Source organism: Lentibacillus halophilus, assembly GCF_039522485.1.
In the GTDB taxonomy this organism is placed as follows: domain Bacteria; phylum Bacillota; class Bacilli; order Bacillales; family Amphibacillaceae; genus Lentibacillus; species Lentibacillus halophilus.
Genome location: NZ_BAAADM010000055.1, coordinates 135,403 through 151,001, shown reverse-complemented (window position 1 = coordinate 151,001; position 15,599 = coordinate 135,403). Strand labels below are relative to the sequence as shown.

Annotated in this window: 14 protein-coding genes; 12 read left to right on the top strand and 2 right to left on the bottom strand. The window is 46.3% G+C overall.

The annotated features are described in order from the left end of the window. Positions 1 to 5 precede the first annotated feature (5 nt). On the bottom strand, positions 6 to 872 hold the full coding sequence (locus ABDZ72_RS13500) for an AAA family ATPase (RefSeq protein WP_343754029.1): 867 nt from the start codon (positions 870 to 872) through the stop codon (positions 6 to 8). A gap of 120 nt (positions 873 to 992) precedes the next feature. Here ABDZ72_RS13500 and ABDZ72_RS13495 point away from each other — a divergent pair, with 120 nt between their 5' ends. The 3 genes from ABDZ72_RS13495 (at position 993) to ABDZ72_RS13485 (ending at position 2,632) form a co-directional block, all read left to right on the top strand. Next, positions 993 to 1,187 carry a hypothetical protein gene (locus ABDZ72_RS13495; protein ID WP_343754027.1) on the top strand — a complete coding sequence of 65 codons (195 nt, stop codon included), beginning with the start codon at positions 993 to 995 and terminating at the stop codon, positions 1,185 to 1,187. Between the two features lie 97 nt (positions 1,188 to 1,284). After that, positions 1,285 to 1,437 (top strand): hypothetical protein, encoded by a 153-nt coding sequence (locus tag ABDZ72_RS13490; RefSeq protein WP_343754025.1) that lies wholly within the window; start codon positions 1,285 to 1,287, stop codon positions 1,435 to 1,437. 196 nt (positions 1,438 to 1,633) lie between these two features. Next, the gene (locus ABDZ72_RS13485) at positions 1,634 to 2,632 is read left to right on the top strand and encodes a proline dehydrogenase family protein (RefSeq protein WP_343754023.1); all 999 of its coding nucleotides are present in this window, start codon (positions 1,634 to 1,636) and stop codon (positions 2,630 to 2,632) included. Positions 2,633 to 2,750: 118 nt separating this feature from the next. Here the strand turns inward: ABDZ72_RS13485 and ABDZ72_RS13480 are convergent, their stop codons facing one another. Beyond that, complete coding sequence (locus ABDZ72_RS13480; RefSeq protein ID WP_343754021.1) at positions 2,751 to 3,857, bottom strand: branched-chain amino acid aminotransferase; 1,107 nt, start codon at positions 3,855 to 3,857, stop codon at positions 2,751 to 2,753. A 241-nt stretch (positions 3,858 to 4,098) separates the two neighbouring features. Here ABDZ72_RS13480 and ilvD point away from each other — a divergent pair, with 241 nt between their 5' ends. From ilvD to ilvA, 9 genes are all read left to right on the top strand, one after another. Further along, complete coding sequence (gene ilvD, locus ABDZ72_RS13475; protein ID WP_343754019.1) at positions 4,099 to 5,793, top strand: dihydroxy-acid dehydratase; 1,695 nt, start codon at positions 4,099 to 4,101, stop codon at positions 5,791 to 5,793. A 657-nt stretch (positions 5,794 to 6,450) separates the two neighbouring features. Next, positions 6,451 to 8,178, top strand: a complete 1,728-nt coding sequence (ilvB, locus tag ABDZ72_RS13470; protein ID WP_343754017.1) for a biosynthetic-type acetolactate synthase large subunit — start codon at positions 6,451 to 6,453, stop codon at positions 8,176 to 8,178. Then, the gene (ilvN, locus tag ABDZ72_RS13465; protein WP_343754015.1) at positions 8,175 to 8,693 is read left to right on the top strand and encodes an acetolactate synthase small subunit; all 519 of its coding nucleotides are present in this window, start codon (positions 8,175 to 8,177) and stop codon (positions 8,691 to 8,693) included. The genes ilvB and ilvN overlap by 4 nt, the downstream gene beginning before the upstream one ends. Positions 8,694 to 8,755: 62 nt before the next feature. Beyond that, positions 8,756 to 9,805: a ketol-acid reductoisomerase gene (gene ilvC / locus ABDZ72_RS13460; protein WP_343754013.1), complete on the top strand. Its 1,050-nt coding sequence runs from the start codon at positions 8,756 to 8,758 to the stop codon at positions 9,803 to 9,805. Further along, entirely contained in the window at positions 9,792 to 11,336 is a 1,545-nt protein-coding gene (locus ABDZ72_RS13455) for a 2-isopropylmalate synthase (protein ID WP_343754011.1), read from the top strand. Before ilvC ends, ABDZ72_RS13455 begins: the two co-directional genes overlap by 14 nt. 43 nt (positions 11,337 to 11,379) lie before the next feature. Further along, on the top strand, positions 11,380 to 12,471 hold the full coding sequence (gene leuB, locus ABDZ72_RS13450) for a 3-isopropylmalate dehydrogenase (protein ID WP_343754009.1): 1,092 nt from the start codon (positions 11,380 to 11,382) through the stop codon (positions 12,469 to 12,471). A 30-nt stretch (positions 12,472 to 12,501) separates the two neighbouring features. Continuing rightward, positions 12,502 to 13,911, top strand: coding sequence for a 3-isopropylmalate dehydratase large subunit (leuC, locus tag ABDZ72_RS13445; protein WP_343754007.1), 1,410 nt, complete (start codon positions 12,502 to 12,504; stop codon positions 13,909 to 13,911). 12 nt (positions 13,912 to 13,923) lie between these two features. Next, positions 13,924 to 14,505 carry a 3-isopropylmalate dehydratase small subunit gene (gene leuD, locus ABDZ72_RS13440; RefSeq protein ID WP_343754005.1) on the top strand — a complete coding sequence of 194 codons (582 nt, stop codon included), beginning with the start codon at positions 13,924 to 13,926 and terminating at the stop codon, positions 14,503 to 14,505. A gap of 93 nt (positions 14,506 to 14,598) precedes the next feature. Further along, positions 14,599 to 15,546: a threonine ammonia-lyase gene (gene ilvA / locus ABDZ72_RS13435; protein WP_343754218.1), complete on the top strand. Its 948-nt coding sequence runs from the start codon at positions 14,599 to 14,601 to the stop codon at positions 15,544 to 15,546. The last annotated feature ends 53 nt before the right edge of the window (positions 15,547 to 15,599 follow it).

The window sequence follows — 15,599 nt, the reverse complement described above, 5'->3', positions numbered from 1 at the left end:
TGCTCCTATCCGAATAATGTGTCAGCCATCGTAAGGACGAGTGTTTTTTCTCTGTCTTCTTCCAGTTTATCTGCGATGGCGCGACGGATGGCCCGTTTTGGCGGAATCATGGCACTTAAGTCGCACGCATCAAGCAGTGCACGTATGGAGGCTGCGTCTTCTGAAAGTTTGCCTTGGTCCACGGCTTGAATTAAATCACCGGACAACCGGACAAACAAATCAAGAATGGTGCCGTCTTGCAGCTGGCTGTCACTTTGGAGCAGTTGTTTCAATTGATCTCCCTGCACATACGGAATATCAATGACAACGAAGCGATTTTTCAATGCTTCATTTAATGGGACAGTGCCCACATAGCCTTCGTTTATAGCCGCAATGACCCCAAACCCTTGCTTAGCTGTAATGATTTCTTCGGTGAATGGATTTGTGATGGTGCGCCGGTAATCGAGCACCCCATTGATTAAAGGCAACGTTTCCGGTTTAGCCATATTAATTTCATCGATATAGAGAAATGTTCCGTTTTTCACGGCGTTGGTAACCGGTCCAGGAACAAATCGGATCACTTGTTTACCGTCTTCGTAATCAAGTGTCTTAAACCCCATAAGGCTTTCTGCGTCCAGATCAACGGAGCTGTTAATTTGAAACATGGACTGGTGAAACAGATGCGAGAGTGTTTCGGCAAATCGCGTTTTCCCCGATCCGGTCGGCCCTTTTAACAAAATATTTTTCCCCATGCTCAGCGCTGTAACAGCATCAATAAGCATAGCATCTTCAGGAGGTTTATACCCGCCGGCGCGAACAAGATCGGCAAAAGCAGGGGAATCGTGTCTGTTTTCGTTTAATAATTGTCTCGTCTCTTCTGGCAGCTGAGTCATAACCAAACTCCTTTCCGATCTCATTGTAACCTTTTCCCGGTTGATAAGAAAATGTCATGGATGACGTCATGAAAACCGTTCATCGTGACATCCTAAGTCAAAAGGGAAAGGAGGTTCTTAATGATGGAAAATAAATATGCGACTATGTCTGCTGAAACGATAAAAGAGCAGAGTCGTCGTTCCGGCTTGTCGTACAACGAAGCCAAAGCGTATATTGCTAAAACAACCGGAGGACGTGGCACAAACATCTACAGTGATACAGATGCTGAAGTCGTCAAACGCAAGAATCGGCAATCGAGGGTAAATAAACAATAGAACGTCTTCGGATTATATGATGGCATTGTTTGTCTGTCATAAGGTCAATTTACGGTGGAAAACGTAAGGATAACACTCAATGAGGGAGGTCGTGTATATGTCTGAGGAAAATAAAAATCGTAATAAAGACAAGGGCAAGCAAAATAATAAAAACCGATTCACGAGACAAAAGCCGGATCCGGATATGGAACTTGCAGAGGATACAGAATTCCTCAATTTGGAAAATAAGCGGAACAAACGGCATCGTTAAAGATAGGACAGGCTCATTACCCAAACAGGTAATGAGCCTGTTTTTTATACACATACGTTTAAAAACAGCCGTTTTCCCATCTAACCGGTTAATTTTTTTAAACGAGTGTATTAAATTTTCTAACAATTTGTAGTATAATATATTCAGTCAGACATTGAATGCGGTTACATAAAAATGGGCTGAAGGAGTTTTAGGTATGACAACGATCATAAGGAACGTTTTCATCGGTTTATCCAACAGTAAATTTTTAAATAGCCAGGCCAAAAAATGGGGGTTCTTCCTGGGTGCTGATAAGTTTGTCGCAGGTACGACCATTTCAGGTGTCGTGGAAACCGTCAAAGAATTAAATGCGAAAGGCATTAGCTGTACACTGGATAATTTGGGTGAATTTGCAGTCGATAAACAGGAAGCAACTGAAGCGAAAGCACATATTCTTGAAATTCTGAATGCTATTGATAACGAGCAGCTGGATTGTCATTTATCAGTGAAGTTAACGCAGCTGGGACTCAATTTGGATCAGCAATTTTGCATCGACACTATGAAAGATATTCTTGAAGTAGCAGAGCGGTATGATATTTTCGTCAATATTGATATGGAACATTATTCATATTATGAAATGACACTTGATGTGTTGGATGCGCTCCGCGAGCAATACAACAATGTTGGAACAGTTATTCAGTCCTATCTTTACAGGGCGGTAGATGATTTGGCCCGATTAAATAATGTTCGAATCAGAATTGTAAAAGGGGCCTACAAGGAAGATAGCGATGTTGCTTATCAGGATAATCAGGACATTGACCGTCATTTCATCACCTTGGCTAAACATCGGTTGTTGGGGGATACGTTCACGTCCATTGCGACGCATGATCATCGCATTATCAATGAACTGAAAACGTTTGTTGATGAGCACGGCATCAGTACGGATCGGTTTGAGTTTCAGATGCTGTATGGCTTTCGGAACGATATGCAGGAGAAACTTGCCAGGGAAGGGTATCCGTTCTGCACATACATTCCGTTTGGCCGTGACTGGTTCGGTTATTTTATGCGCCGTCTCGCTGAGCGACCGCAGAATATCAATCTGATGTTGAAAGACGCTTTGTACACGGAGGACAATACGTTAAAGACATGGCCTGTTATTGCGGGATCAGCGATTGCAGCCACTGCCGCTGTCGTATTTTGGCGCAGAAAGAGGTAGAGGTTTATAAAAAACAATATGACCACAAAATAGCCCCCGGATTCGTTATGATGCCGGGGGTCACTGACGTCAGACGCGATCATGTTTGATTTGACTTCGAAGCATTGGCTGGTTCGTGTTACACCGTGGCCTTCAGGCTGGAGCTGTCTGTTTCCTCGATAGGCACAATCCAACCAAATGGATCAATGATTTCACCGTACTGGATGCCAGTTAGGGTATTATACAGTTGTTTGGCAATAGCACCGGTTTCTCCTTGGTTAATATCAAGGTGATGCCCACTCCAAACAAGCTGTCCGATCGGGGAGATGACAGCAGCGGTACCTGCACCGAATGCTTCTTCCAGTTTGCCTTCCTGGTGGGCCTGGTACAATTCATCAATGGATAGTTTCCGTTCGTCAACAGGGATCTCCCAATGCTTGAGAAGTTCGATCACAGAATCCCTTGTGACACCTTCGAGGATGCTGCCGTTTAATGCAGGTGTAACGACTTTGCCGTCGATTTTGAAAAACACGTTCATGCTTCCAACTTCCTCGATATATTTCTTTTCCATGCCATCAAGCCAGAGAACCTGAGCGATTCCTTCTTCAGCCGCCTCTTGTGCTTTAAGACTGGCTGCATAATTTCCGCCGGTCTTCGCTTCACCTGTTCCACCTTTCACTGTGCGGACATAGTCGTTTTCAACGGCGATTTTTATTGGGTTGATTCCCTCTTCGTAATAAGCTCCTACCGGTGATAAAATAATCATAAATTTATAATAGCGTGATGGTGCCACACCGAGAAAAGGTTCGGTAGAGATAATAAACGGGCGAATATATAGGGACGTTCCCATTGCTTTGGGGATCCATTCCTTTTCCAACGATACCAACTGTTTGAGTGCCTTCAGTGCAAAAGCTTCGTCAATCGGCGGTATGCAAAGGCGATCGTTGGAATGATTCATACGCTTAAAGTTACGTTCGGGCCGGAAAAGCTGCGCATCGCCTTCCGGTGTAAGGTAAGCTTTCATCCCTTCAAAAACGGACTGCCCATAATGAAAAACCATGGACGATGGCTCCATTGTCAATGGTTCATATGGTACAATCCGTGCATCATGCCAGCCTTGTGCTTCTGAATAGTCCATAACAAACATATGGTCAGCAAATGTTTTGCCAAATTCAAGCTCATCATCACGCGGTTTTTCTTTTCGTGAAGAACAGAGATCTATTTGAATGGCACGTTCCTTTTCCATGTCCCCATCCCCTTGTGTAAAAAGTTGTTATCCATCTTAGAATATGATGGCTTTAAAAGCAAGCCTAAATTTTATTAGCCTTACTATTATCCTAACATGGCAGTAAAGAACTTCCCAAATGTTTTAATTTATGTTAAAATACTCAAATATTTGTGTATCGCTTCATTCATTAGAACACAAAAATATTGAACGATTCGTATATCGGGTCTATAATAGCTCGAAAGGAAAGGTGGTCTGAAGGATGGGAAAAGATTTACGCATTAAAAGTCAAGTGTTCAGTGATGATACAATGCGTGCCCCTAACCGTGCGATGTTAAGAGCGGTGGGTGTCACGGATGACGATTTTAAAAAGCCGATGGTCGGTATCGCCAGCACATGGAGTGAGGTGACACCATGTAACATTCATATTGACGATCTGGCAGTCAGTGCGAAAAAAGGGGCACAGGAAGCCGGGAGTACCCCGCTTATCTTCAATACTATCACCGTTTCTGACGGCATATCCATGGGGACCCAAGGCATGCGCTATTCGCTGCCGAGCCGTGATCTCATAGCTGATTCGATCGAAACGGTCGTAGGTGCTGAAAATCTGGATGGGTTTGTTTCTATCGGGGCCTGTGACAAAAATATCCCAGGCTGTATGATAGCGATTGCTAATGCGGATGTTCCGGCTGTATTTGTATATGGCGGTACGATTGCGCCAGGTTCCTATAAAGGGAAAGATATTGACATTGTGTCGGTCTTTGAGGGCGTCGGCAAACATAACAATGGAGATATCAGTGATGAAGAACTAAAAAACATTGAATGCAATGCTTGTCCCGGTGCCGGTGCATGCGGCGGCATGTACACGGCGAACACGATGGCATCAGCCGTTGAAGCTATGGGAATGAGTCTGCCCGGAAGTTCATCGAATCCGGCTGAGTCCGACGCAAAAGCCGAAGACTGTGCCGCAGCGGGCGAAGCTGTTTACAACCTTCTGGAACAAGGCATTTATCCGAAAGACATTATGACGAAAGAGGCATTCGAGAATGCAATGACAGTCGTGATGGCTCTTGGCGGTTCAACCAATGCCATTCTGCACTTGCTCGGAATGGCGCATGCGGTTGGAGCAGACGTCACCATCGATGATTTTAACCGCATGCAGCAACAAGTGCCGCATCTGGCCGATCTTAAACCGAGCGGTCAGTACGTCATGCAGGATCTGCACTATGCCGGCGGTGTACAAGCTGTCATGAAGCTGTTGTATGACGCGGGTTACTTGCACGGTGATTGCTTGACTGTCACCGGAAAAACCATTGCCGAAAATTTGGCGGACGCTCCGTCACTTTCCGAAGACCAGGAGATTATTGCCCCGTTTGACCATCCGAAACGGGCAGATGGTCCGCTTATTGTGTTGAAAGGCAACCTGGCGCCACGGGGAGCCGTCGCTAAAGTGTCCGGCGTGAAAGTAGCACGTCATACAGGGCCTGCCCGCGTGTTTGACTCCGAACAGGAAGCCATAGATGCGATCCGGCAAAACAAAGTGCAAGAAGGCGATGTGGTCGTCATTCGCTATGTTGGGCCTAAAGGAGGGCCGGGCATGCCGGAGATGCTGTCGGTTTCCAGTCTTCTTGTCGGCAAAGGGCTCGGAGAAAAAGTCGCTCTCTTGACGGATGGCCGTTTTTCCGGGGGAACCCACGGACTTGTTGTCGGCCACATTGCACCGGAAGCTCAGACGGGCGGACCGATTGCCCTGCTTCATGAAGGAGACAATGTGACGATCGATTCCGATAAAAAAGAAATAGTTGCTGAGGTTTCCGATGACGAATTTGCTGAGCGCAAAAAAGCATGGACAGCCCCGCCATTGTACAAAAAGGGCGTCCTTGGCAAATATGCCCATAACGTTTCTTGCTCTTCCCAGGGAGCTGTCACCGATTATAAAAACAGTGAGGATGACTAGCTATCCATCAGATAAAAATGACGTCAGCGCCGCCGCTGAGGTCATTTTTATTTGTAACAGAAATGACATAATTTTACCATCTTTATTGTGCGGCTGATGTAAACGTATACATGATTTTGGTGGTGTGGAAAGTATCGAAAAAATTCCAAAATGCTGTTGACTCTTTGTTAAAACCGTTATATGATATCAACAATATCAATTTTATCATGCAAATGAATTCGAAATAATGTTTGAATAATTGCAACTGTCATTGATTAAAATAATGTTAATTCGACGATGGGAATAAAGGAGCATGTTTGTGCGCTACCAGAGATCCGGGGTTGCTGGAAGCCCGGAAGTGCATGTTGTTCCGACATCTTCCTTGAGTGCCCTGTTGAACAGGACGCCTTATTAGGCAGGGCCGGGTGTTTGGTGACACCTGTTATCAAAACACAGCTGGCAGAATGGTCAGCTGATAAGATAGTATTCGTGAGGATGCTATAAATCTGGGTGGTACCGAGGAAAGATGACTCTTTTCTCCCCAATGATGACTGCAGGGGAGCAGTTTCCGGGGAAGAAAAGGGTCTTTTTTAATCTGTCAGCCCATAGGCGAGCCGGCAGATTATAAAGGGCGGAACAATGCCCGGCGATTCCAACTTTTTAAAGGAGGCGAGCACAGTGAGTGTAGAGGCTAAACGCGACATAAAAAACGAACAGAAAAAGGTAACCGGTTCGGATGTGCTGATTCAGGCGTTGGCAGCAAATGGCGTTGATACTGTATTCGGTTATCCGGGTGGTGCCGTTCTCCCAATCTATGATGCCCTGCACAGGAACGAGACGCCGTTCACCCATGTGCTGACTAGACATGAGCAGGGAGGCGCGCACATGGCTGAAGGCTATGCGCGAGTGACCGGCAAGCCGGGCGTTGTTTTGGCGACATCCGGACCCGGAGCAACCAACGTGATCACAGGCATCACCGACGCCATGATGGACTCACTGCCACTGGTTGTTTTCACGGGTCAGGTTGCTACCAATGTCATCGGATCGGATGCCTTTCAGGAGTCGGATGTGATGGGGATCACAACACCGATCACAAAATACAATTACCAAGTCCGGAATTTGGAAGAGTTGCCGCAAATTGTCAGTGAAGCATTCCACATAGCGTCAACTGGACGTCCGGGTCCAGTGGTGGTGGATATTCCAAAAGATATTTCACAAACAATCACAGCCAGTGACGTTAATCCATCGGCATCATGCAGTTTGCCGGGATATCAGCCGAATTGGAAGCCAAATCCATTGCAGATTACGAAATTGGCTGATGCGCTGAGTCGTTCCCAGAAGCCACTGATTCTTGCGGGAGCAGGTGTTGTTTTCAGTGAGGCATCGGATGCGCTGAAAAGATTCGCTGAGAGGCACCGTTTGCCGGTAACCAATACCTTGCATGGATTGGGAAGCTTTCCAGGAACTCACGAACTGTCGCTGGCCATGGCCGGTATGCACGGCAGTTATGCAGCGAATATGGCTATATATGACTGTGACTTGCTCATTAATATAGGTGCACGATTTGATGATCGTCTTACCGGTAATTTGAAACATTTTGCACCAAACGCGAAAGTTTCTCACATCGATATCGACCCGGCGGAAATCGGTAAAAATGTGGAAACGGAAATTCCGATAGTAGCAGATGCCAATGAAACGCTACAAGCACTGCTTGAAAAAGACATACAGGCTCATGATCACGATGAATGGATGGAGACATTGGATGAAAATAAGCAACAATATCCATTCTGGTACGACCATGCCGAGGACCGAATTTCACCGCAATGGCTGATCAAAGAAATATACCGTGAGTCAAACGGAGAAGCGATTGTTACAACGGACGTTGGTCAGCATCAAATGTGGGCGGCACAATACTATCCCTTTGATAAGCCAAACCGCTGGGTGACATCAGGCGGTCTGGGGACCATGGGCTTCGGTTTCCCTGCTGCGGTCGGTGCTCAGATCGGTGCACCGGATGACCTAGTTGTTGCTGTTGTTGGAGATGGCGGATTTCAAATGACCAGTCAGGAGCTGTCGGTCATCAAGGAACGGCAACTGCCTGTCAAAGTTATGATCGTTAATAATCAGGCACTCGGCATGGTGCGGCAATGGCAGGAAAGCTTTTATGAAGAAAGATATTCGGAATCCATTTTTTCAGAAAATCCGGATTTCGTTAAAATGGCTGAATGTTATGGCATTCGCGGCATGCGGGCGGAAAAAGAAGATGAATTGCCCGACGTGCTTACCAAAGCCTTCCAGCATGATGGACCGGTTGTCGTGGATTGCCGTGTTGTTGAAATGGAATGTGTTTATCCAATGATCGCTCCGGGCAAAGGGATTCATGAAATGATAGGGGTGACCAGATGAGACGCGTAATAACAGCGGACGTACAGGATCACAGCGGAGTGCTTAACCGGATTACCGGCATGCTCCATAAACGTCAATTTAATATTGAAAGCATTTCGGTCGGTAAATCAGAGCGGGAAGGCATATCCAAGATGACGTTTGTGGTCCATGTCAGCGACAGTCAAAAACTCGAACAACTTACAAAACAGCTAAATAAACAAATCGATGTTCTAAAAGTGAAAGACATTACCGATAAAGCAATGGTGGCACGGGAACTCGCTCTCATTAAAGTGGTCGGAAATGCCCAGGTACGTGCAGAAATACAGAGTGTTATCACGCCATTCCGGGCGTCATTAATCGATGTCGCCAGGGATAGCCTTACCGTACAGGTCACCGGGAAACCGGATAAAGTGGAGGCGTTGATTGCTCTGTTACGGCCATACGGAATTAAGGAATTGACCCGGACAGGTGTGACAGCATTCCTGCGGGGGCAACAACCGCAGGAAGTCACCGATCTGAACACCCATCTCGGATGACATCGTACATGTTGCAAAAATTTTAAGAATTATCGCTATAAACAAAGAGGAGGATGAACATTATGTCAAAAGTATTGTATGAAAAGGATATTCAAAAAGAGGTATTGCAGGAAAGAACTGTTGCGATTGTCGGTTATGGATCACAAGGACATGCGCATGCTCAGAACATGCGGGAGAGCGGCTATCATGTCATTATCGGACTGAGACCCGGCAAGTCACAGAAAAAAGCAGAAGCCGATGGATTTGAAGTCCTTTCCGTTGCCGACGCAGTAAAAAAAGCGGACGTTATTATGGTTTTGCTGCCTGATGAGCTTCAACCGGCAGTGTATGAAGAAAGCATTAAAGCGAATCTGAAAGAAGGCAATGCACTGGCGTTTGCACACGGATTTAATGTTCATTTTTCCCAAGTCGTACCGCCAGATAATGTGGATGTTTTTCTCGTTGCACCGAAAGGACCGGGTCATATTGTACGTCGTGAATTTGAAAATGGCAGCGGCGTTCCATCACTTTATGGTGTTTATCAGGATGTCACTGGCAATTGCCGGGAGATCGCCCTTGCCTATGCACAAGGCATTGGATCGGCGCGAGCAGGTATTCTAGAGACGAGCTATCAGGAAGAGACAGAAACCGACCTATTTGGTGAGCAGGCCGTGTTGTGCGGCGGGATGACGAGTCTCGTTAAAGCCGGCTTTGAAACATTGACGAATGCTGGTTATCAGCCGGAAGTAGCCTATTTCGAGTGCTTGCATGAAATGAAAATGATTGTTGACTTGATGTATGAAGGCGGATTGGAAAACGTGCGCTACTCCATCTCCGACACGGCACAATGGGGTGACTTTGTTTCCGGATCACGCGTTATTAATGATGAGACAAAAGAACGGATGCAGGAAATTCTTGAAGAGATTCAGTCCGGTGAATTTGCTAAAGGGTGGATCCTGGAGAACCAGGCAAACCGTCCAGAGTACAATGCCATTAATGCTAGGGAGAAGAATCTCCAAGTCGAACAAATTGGAAAGGAGCTACGTGAATTAATGCCTTTTGTTAAAAAGCCGCTGCAGCAAGAAGAGCAAAATAAAGAACAAAAGGATGTGGATGCCCATGTCACCAATTAAAATATTTGATACAACACTTCGGGATGGGGAGCAATCCCCCGGTGTCAACTTGAATAAGCCGGAGAAGCTGGAAATTGCCAAACAGCTGGAGCGCCTGGGTGTTGACCGAATGGAGGCAGGATTTCCTGCTTCCTCCCAGGGTGACTTTGAAGCGGTCAAAGCCATTGCGGAGACGATCACGGAAACGTCGGTGACCGGGCTGGCTCGTACGAACAAAAAAGATATCGATACAGCCTGGGAAGCGCTGAAATATGCAGAAGAACCACGATTGCATCTGTTTTTGGCGACATCGCCGATTCATATGACCTATAAATTAAAGAAAACGCCGGAACAGGTTGTGGAAAATGCTGTTGAAATGGTTGGTTATGCACGGGAGAAATTTCCACAGGTGGAGTTTTCGGCCGAAGACGCATCCCGTTCTGATTGGCCGTTTTTAGCTCACATCATCGAACAAGTTATTAATGCCGGCGCAACGGTTGTCAATCTTCCGGATACGGTCGGCTATACAACACCGGCTGAATATGGCGAAATGTTCCGGTATTTGCGTGAGACTGTCCCGAACATTGAACAAGTGGAACTGTCATGCCATTGCCATAACGATCTTGGCTTGGCTGTTGCTAATTCTATTTCCGCTGTTGAAAATGGTGCAACACAGGTGGAAGGCACCATCAACGGCATCGGGGAACGGGCCGGCAACGCGTCATTGGAAGAGGTGGCTGTTGCGCTGCGTGTCCGTTCTGATTATTATCCGTACAGCACCAATTTGAAGCTGGATGAGACGAAACAGACAAGTGATTTGATCGCAAAACTGACGGGTATGTATGTTCAGGCAAACAAAGCCGTCATCGGCCGGAACGCCTTCCAACACGAGGCAGGCATTCATCAGGATGGTGTATTGAAGAACAAACAAACCTATGAAATTATTACGCCGGAAATGGTCGGTGTCAAAGCGAACGCCCTGTTTTTGGGCAAACATTCCGGACGGCACGCGTTCAAGGATCGGGTCAGTGAATTGGGTATTGAGTTATCTGAAGAAAAATTGTCGGAAGCTTTCAAAATGTTCAAGGAGTTAACTGATCATAAACGAGAAGTGACCGATGATGATCTATATACTATATTGATGGAAATACAGACCGAAACAACAACCATCAATAAGTACGAGTTAGAAATGTTCCAAGTACAGTATGGCACAGCAAATATTCCGACGGCAACTATTTCTCTTACCACGCCAAACGGCGATACTGTACAGACGGCTTGCACCGCTCACGGTAGTGTTGAAGCATTATATCAAACGTTGGATTCGTTGATTGAAGAAGAATTGCAACTCACGGATTATCAGCTTAATTCTGTCGGACGTGGCAAGGATGCTCTTGCTGAATCCCATGTTCAGCTGACTGTTGACGGTGAAATGATGAATGGCAGAGGAACGGCACAGGATGTACTCGAAGCTTCCGTTAATGCCTTTTTAAATGCAGTGAATCGCTATTTCATCCAGCAAACCACACCAAACGTAAAAGAATCAGTTAAATAGAAGCCTATATGAATGGAATTTAAGCGCAAAGGAGGGGAAGCACATGAATAAGCACATTGTTCTGCTTCCTGGAGATGGTGTTGGCAGAGAAATTACAGAATCAGCTGCAGAAGTGCTGCAAGCGGTGGCCGGAGACTTCGGCCATACGTTTACCATGGAGGAGCAAGCCATTGGTGGAGACGCCATTGACAACGTGGGGACACCGCTTCCGGATGCAACGATTGACGCATGCCGGAATGCCGACGCCATCCTGCTTGGCGCTGTAGGCGGCCCGAAATGGGACGGAATGTCTGCTGATAAACGGCCGGAAAAAGGACTGTTAGGTATTCGCAAAGCATTGGAACTGTTTGCCAACTTGCGTCCGATTAAAGGTTTCCCATCATTGTTGCATGCATCTCCCTTGAAAGAAACTATTATTGAAGACAGTGATATCCTCATCGTGCGGGAACTGACAGGCGGTATTTATTTCGGAACGCCAAGTGAACGGAGAGACAACGGCAATAAAGTTGTTGACACGCTTGTCTATGAACGGGAAGAGATGGAACGAATCATTGATAAAGCGTTCCAGAGTGCCCGTCTCCGCCGTGGACATTTGACGTCTGTTGATAAAGCGAATGTATTGGAATCAAGCCGGCTTTGGCGTGAAATCGTTGAAGAAAAGAAAAACGACTATCCGGATGTGACGGTGGAACACATGCTGGTTGATGCAGCTGCTATGCAACTTATCACCCAACCGAATCAATTTGATGTCTTAGTAACAGAGAATATGTTTGGTGATATTTTAAGCGATGAAGCTTCCGTATTAACCGGTTCCCTTGGCATGCTACCATCAGCGAGCATTCGAACAGACGGTGTCGGTCTATATGAACCTGTGCACGGATCCGCTCCGGACATTGCAGGTTGTGACACGGCTAATCCGCTTGGAATGATTCTCTCGGCAGCTCTTATGCTTCGTCACTCGTTCGGAATGGAATCGGAAGCTTCTTCTATTGAACGGTCTGTCCGCGAATGTCTCGATCAAGGGTATCATACAGCAGACCTTGGCATGAACGGCGGTCAGGAAGTCGGTACACGACAAATGACGAAAGCTGTATTGGATCATTTGACGGTTAAACGTGTCACAGACGGCATTTAAAAATCACGGTCAGCATTGGGAGGTGAAACCATGGGGAAACCAAAAACCATTATTGAAAAAATATGGAATAAGCACATGGTCCATGAAGAAGAAGGCAAGCCGGATTTGATGTATGTGGATTTGCATTTGGTGCACGAAGTGACGTCTCCGCAAGCGTTTGAAGGACTTCGTTTGAACAACCGCGATGTGCGGCGTCCTGATTTGACGTATGCCACGATGGATCATAATGTTCCCACGAAAAACCGGGACGTTATCAATGATGGTATTTCGCAAAAACAAATGGACACATTGCGTAAAAACTGCAGCGATTTTGGTATCACATTGGCGGATATGATGCATCCTGATCAAGGCATTGTTCACGTCATTGGACCACAGTTGGGTATGACCCAACCGGGCAAAACGATTGTTTGCGGTGACAGCCATACGTCCACACACGGTGCATTTGGAGCACTTGCTTTTGGTATCGGAACAAGTGAAGTGGAACATGTTCTGGCAACTCAGACGTTGTGGCAGAAACGTCCACAGACATTGAACGTCCATGTGGAAGGTGACCTTGGCACAGGGGTTACAGCCAAAGACTTAATATTGGCAATTATTTCTAAATTTGGTGTGCGTTTCGGTACTGGTTATATTATTGAATATACAGGGGAAGCGATTCGCAACTTATCCATGGAAGGACGGATGACAGTCTGCAATATGTCGATTGAAGCCGGTGCAAGAGCTGGTTTGATCAGCCCCGATGAAACAACGGTCGAATTCTTACGGGGTAGGCCGAATGTACCACAGGGGGAAGCATTTGATGAAGCGGCTGAGCAATGGCTGGCATTAGCAACGGATGAAGGAGCTGACTACGACAAGACAGTCACGATCCAGGCGGACGAAATTGAGCCACAAGTATCCTGGGGCACCAATCCCGGTATGTGTGTACCTGTAAGTGGCAACACACCGACTGTTAGCCAGTCAGATAATCCGGATGAAATAGCTCATGCTTTGGAATATATGGGACTGGAAGAAAACCAACCTGTGCAATCGATTGCTATCGATCATGTATTTATTGGTTCATGCACTAACTCCCGCATTACCGATTTGCGTAAAGCAGCCGGCATCGTTAACGGCCAACAAGTGAATGAAGGTATCCGGGCCATTGTAGTACCGGGATCATTTGGTACTAAAGAACAAGCGGAAAAAGAAGGGCTCGATGTTATTTTCAAGGATGCCGGTTTTGAATGGCGTGAAGCCGGATGCAGTATGTGCCTTGCCATGAATGATGATATTGTTCCACCGGGTGGTCGGTGTGCATCCACATCAAACCGGAATTTTGAAGGACGTCAGGGCAATGGAGCACGTACGCATTTGGTCAGCCCAGAAATGGCAGCGGCAGCAGCCATTGAGGGATACTTTGTTGATGTGCGGAAATTTACAGCCAATGTATATAGTTAGGAGGTGGCAATCATGGAAGCCATTCAAGAGCATCAGGGAGTTGTTGTACCACTGAACCTGTCGAATGTCGACACTGACCAGATCATTCCGAAGCAATTTTTGAAACGGATTGAACGTACTGGATTTGGACAGTTTTTGTTTAACAATTGGCGTTTTGATGATGATGGCAACATAGAGGAAGATTTTGTACTGAATAAGCCGGCGTATCAAGACGGTTCGATTCTGTTGGCCGGGGATAATTTCGGCTGCGGATCATCCCGTGAACACGCGCCATGGGCCCTTTTGGATTACGGGTTCCGTGTTATTATTGCCCCCAGTTTTGCAGATATTTTTTATAATAATGCCATGAAGAATGGGATTATTCCAATTGAAATGGGCAAAGAACAACTTCAACAGTGGATGCAAAAGGCTGAACAGGCAGGGCTGAAGCTTAAGGTTGATTTAGACAAACAGATCGTCCATGACGATGTACGGGAAGTGCCTTTTGATATTCCGGCGTATCACCGAGAAAACCTGCTTAACGGTTATGATGAAATTGCACTCACACTGAAGCATGAAGACAAAATCACATCGTTTGAACAAGCAGCTCAATAATTGAAACAAAGCGCATGTGACAATAACGATACAAAAAACAAGGAGCGTGAGTCAGTTGGGAATTACGTGCTAAGTGACGTGGCTGATGCGGCAATGGACCGTTTAGCAACGGTTGTACACCGCACACCAATCATGAGATCAGAGACAACCAATAAATTAGTGGGAAAACACGTTTATTTTAAGATGGAAAACCAGCAGAAAACAGGTGCATTCAAATTTAGAGGCGCCAGTTTTAAACTGACACAGTTGTCGAATGAACAACTGAAAAAAGGGGTTATCGCAGCATCAGCCGGCAATCATGCCCAAGGTGTAGCAAATGCAGCATCCAAACTAAATGTGCGGGCAACCATTTTCATGCCGGAGAAAACACCTGTTGCTAAAATCAATGCCACTCGAGCCTATGGCGCAGACGTTGTTCTCACCGGGGAATCATTTCAGGAAGCGTATGAAGCTTCTCTGAAACGTCAAATGCAGACAGGTGCAGAGTATATTCATCCATTTGATGATTATGATGTTATGGCAGGTCAGGGCACCATTGCAACGGAAATGTTGCAACAGGAGGACCGAATTGATACGATTCTTGTCCCGGTCGGCGGCGGTGGCTTGATTAGTGGGATAGCAACTGCTGCCAAGCAAAAAAATCCGCATATTAAAGTGATTGGCGTCCAGGCGGCTGGTGCATCAGCCATGTATACAAGTTATTGTCACAGGCAGGTCGCCCGTCTTGACAAGGTATCAACAATTGCTGAGGGAATTGCTGTGAAAAAGCCAGGAGAGCGCACACTTCCGCTGATCAGAAGATATGTTGACGATATAATGACGGTCAGCGACGAAGAAATTGCAGCAGCCACGGTTTATATGCTGGAACGGAATAAAACGTTGCTCGAAGGAGCCGGTGCAACCCCATTAGCCGCATTATTCGCACACAACAGTAAAATTAAATCCGACCATTGCGGCATGGTTATGAGCGGCGGCAACATGGATATCAGCACCCTCCCTATGATCCAACAACTTGCCAGCAAACACCATCATTCAGCATAAATGGTAAAAAGGGACAGATTCTGTCTCTTTTTTTATTGCGCTATGTGCCAATC

What these genes read in the sequence shown, in the direction of transcription:
- leuC (WP_343754007.1), top strand. Translation starts at nt 12,502, where the DNA reads ATGGGGAAACCAAAAACCATTATTGAAAAAATATGGAATAAGCACATG.
- leuB (WP_343754009.1), top strand. Translation starts at nt 11,380, where the DNA reads ATGAATAAGCACATTGTTCTGCTTCCTGGAGATGGTGTTGGCAGAGAA.
- ilvA (WP_343754218.1), top strand. Translation starts at nt 14,599, where the DNA reads ATGGACCGTTTAGCAACGGTTGTACACCGCACACCAATCATGAGATCA.
- leuD (WP_343754005.1), top strand. Translation starts at nt 13,924, where the DNA reads ATGGAAGCCATTCAAGAGCATCAGGGAGTTGTTGTACCACTGAACCTG.
- ilvN (WP_343754015.1), top strand. Translation starts at nt 8,175, where the DNA reads ATGAGACGCGTAATAACAGCGGACGTACAGGATCACAGCGGAGTGCTT.
- ABDZ72_RS13485 (WP_343754023.1), top strand. Translation starts at nt 1,634, where the DNA reads ATGACAACGATCATAAGGAACGTTTTCATCGGTTTATCCAACAGTAAA.
- ilvD (WP_343754019.1), top strand. Translation starts at nt 4,099, where the DNA reads ATGGGAAAAGATTTACGCATTAAAAGTCAAGTGTTCAGTGATGATACA.
- ilvC (WP_343754013.1), top strand. Translation starts at nt 8,756, where the DNA reads ATGTCAAAAGTATTGTATGAAAAGGATATTCAAAAAGAGGTATTGCAG.
- ABDZ72_RS13480 (WP_343754021.1), bottom strand. Translation starts at nt 3,857, where the DNA reads ATGGAAAAGGAACGTGCCATTCAAATAGATCTCTGTTCTTCACGAAAA.
- ABDZ72_RS13500 (WP_343754029.1), bottom strand. Translation starts at nt 872, where the DNA reads ATGACTCAGCTGCCAGAAGAGACGAGACAATTATTAAACGAAAACAGA.
- ABDZ72_RS13490 (WP_343754025.1), top strand. Translation starts at nt 1,285, where the DNA reads ATGTCTGAGGAAAATAAAAATCGTAATAAAGACAAGGGCAAGCAAAAT.
- ABDZ72_RS13495 (WP_343754027.1), top strand. Translation starts at nt 993, where the DNA reads ATGATGGAAAATAAATATGCGACTATGTCTGCTGAAACGATAAAAGAG.
- ABDZ72_RS13455 (WP_343754011.1), top strand. Translation starts at nt 9,792, where the DNA reads ATGTCACCAATTAAAATATTTGATACAACACTTCGGGATGGGGAGCAA.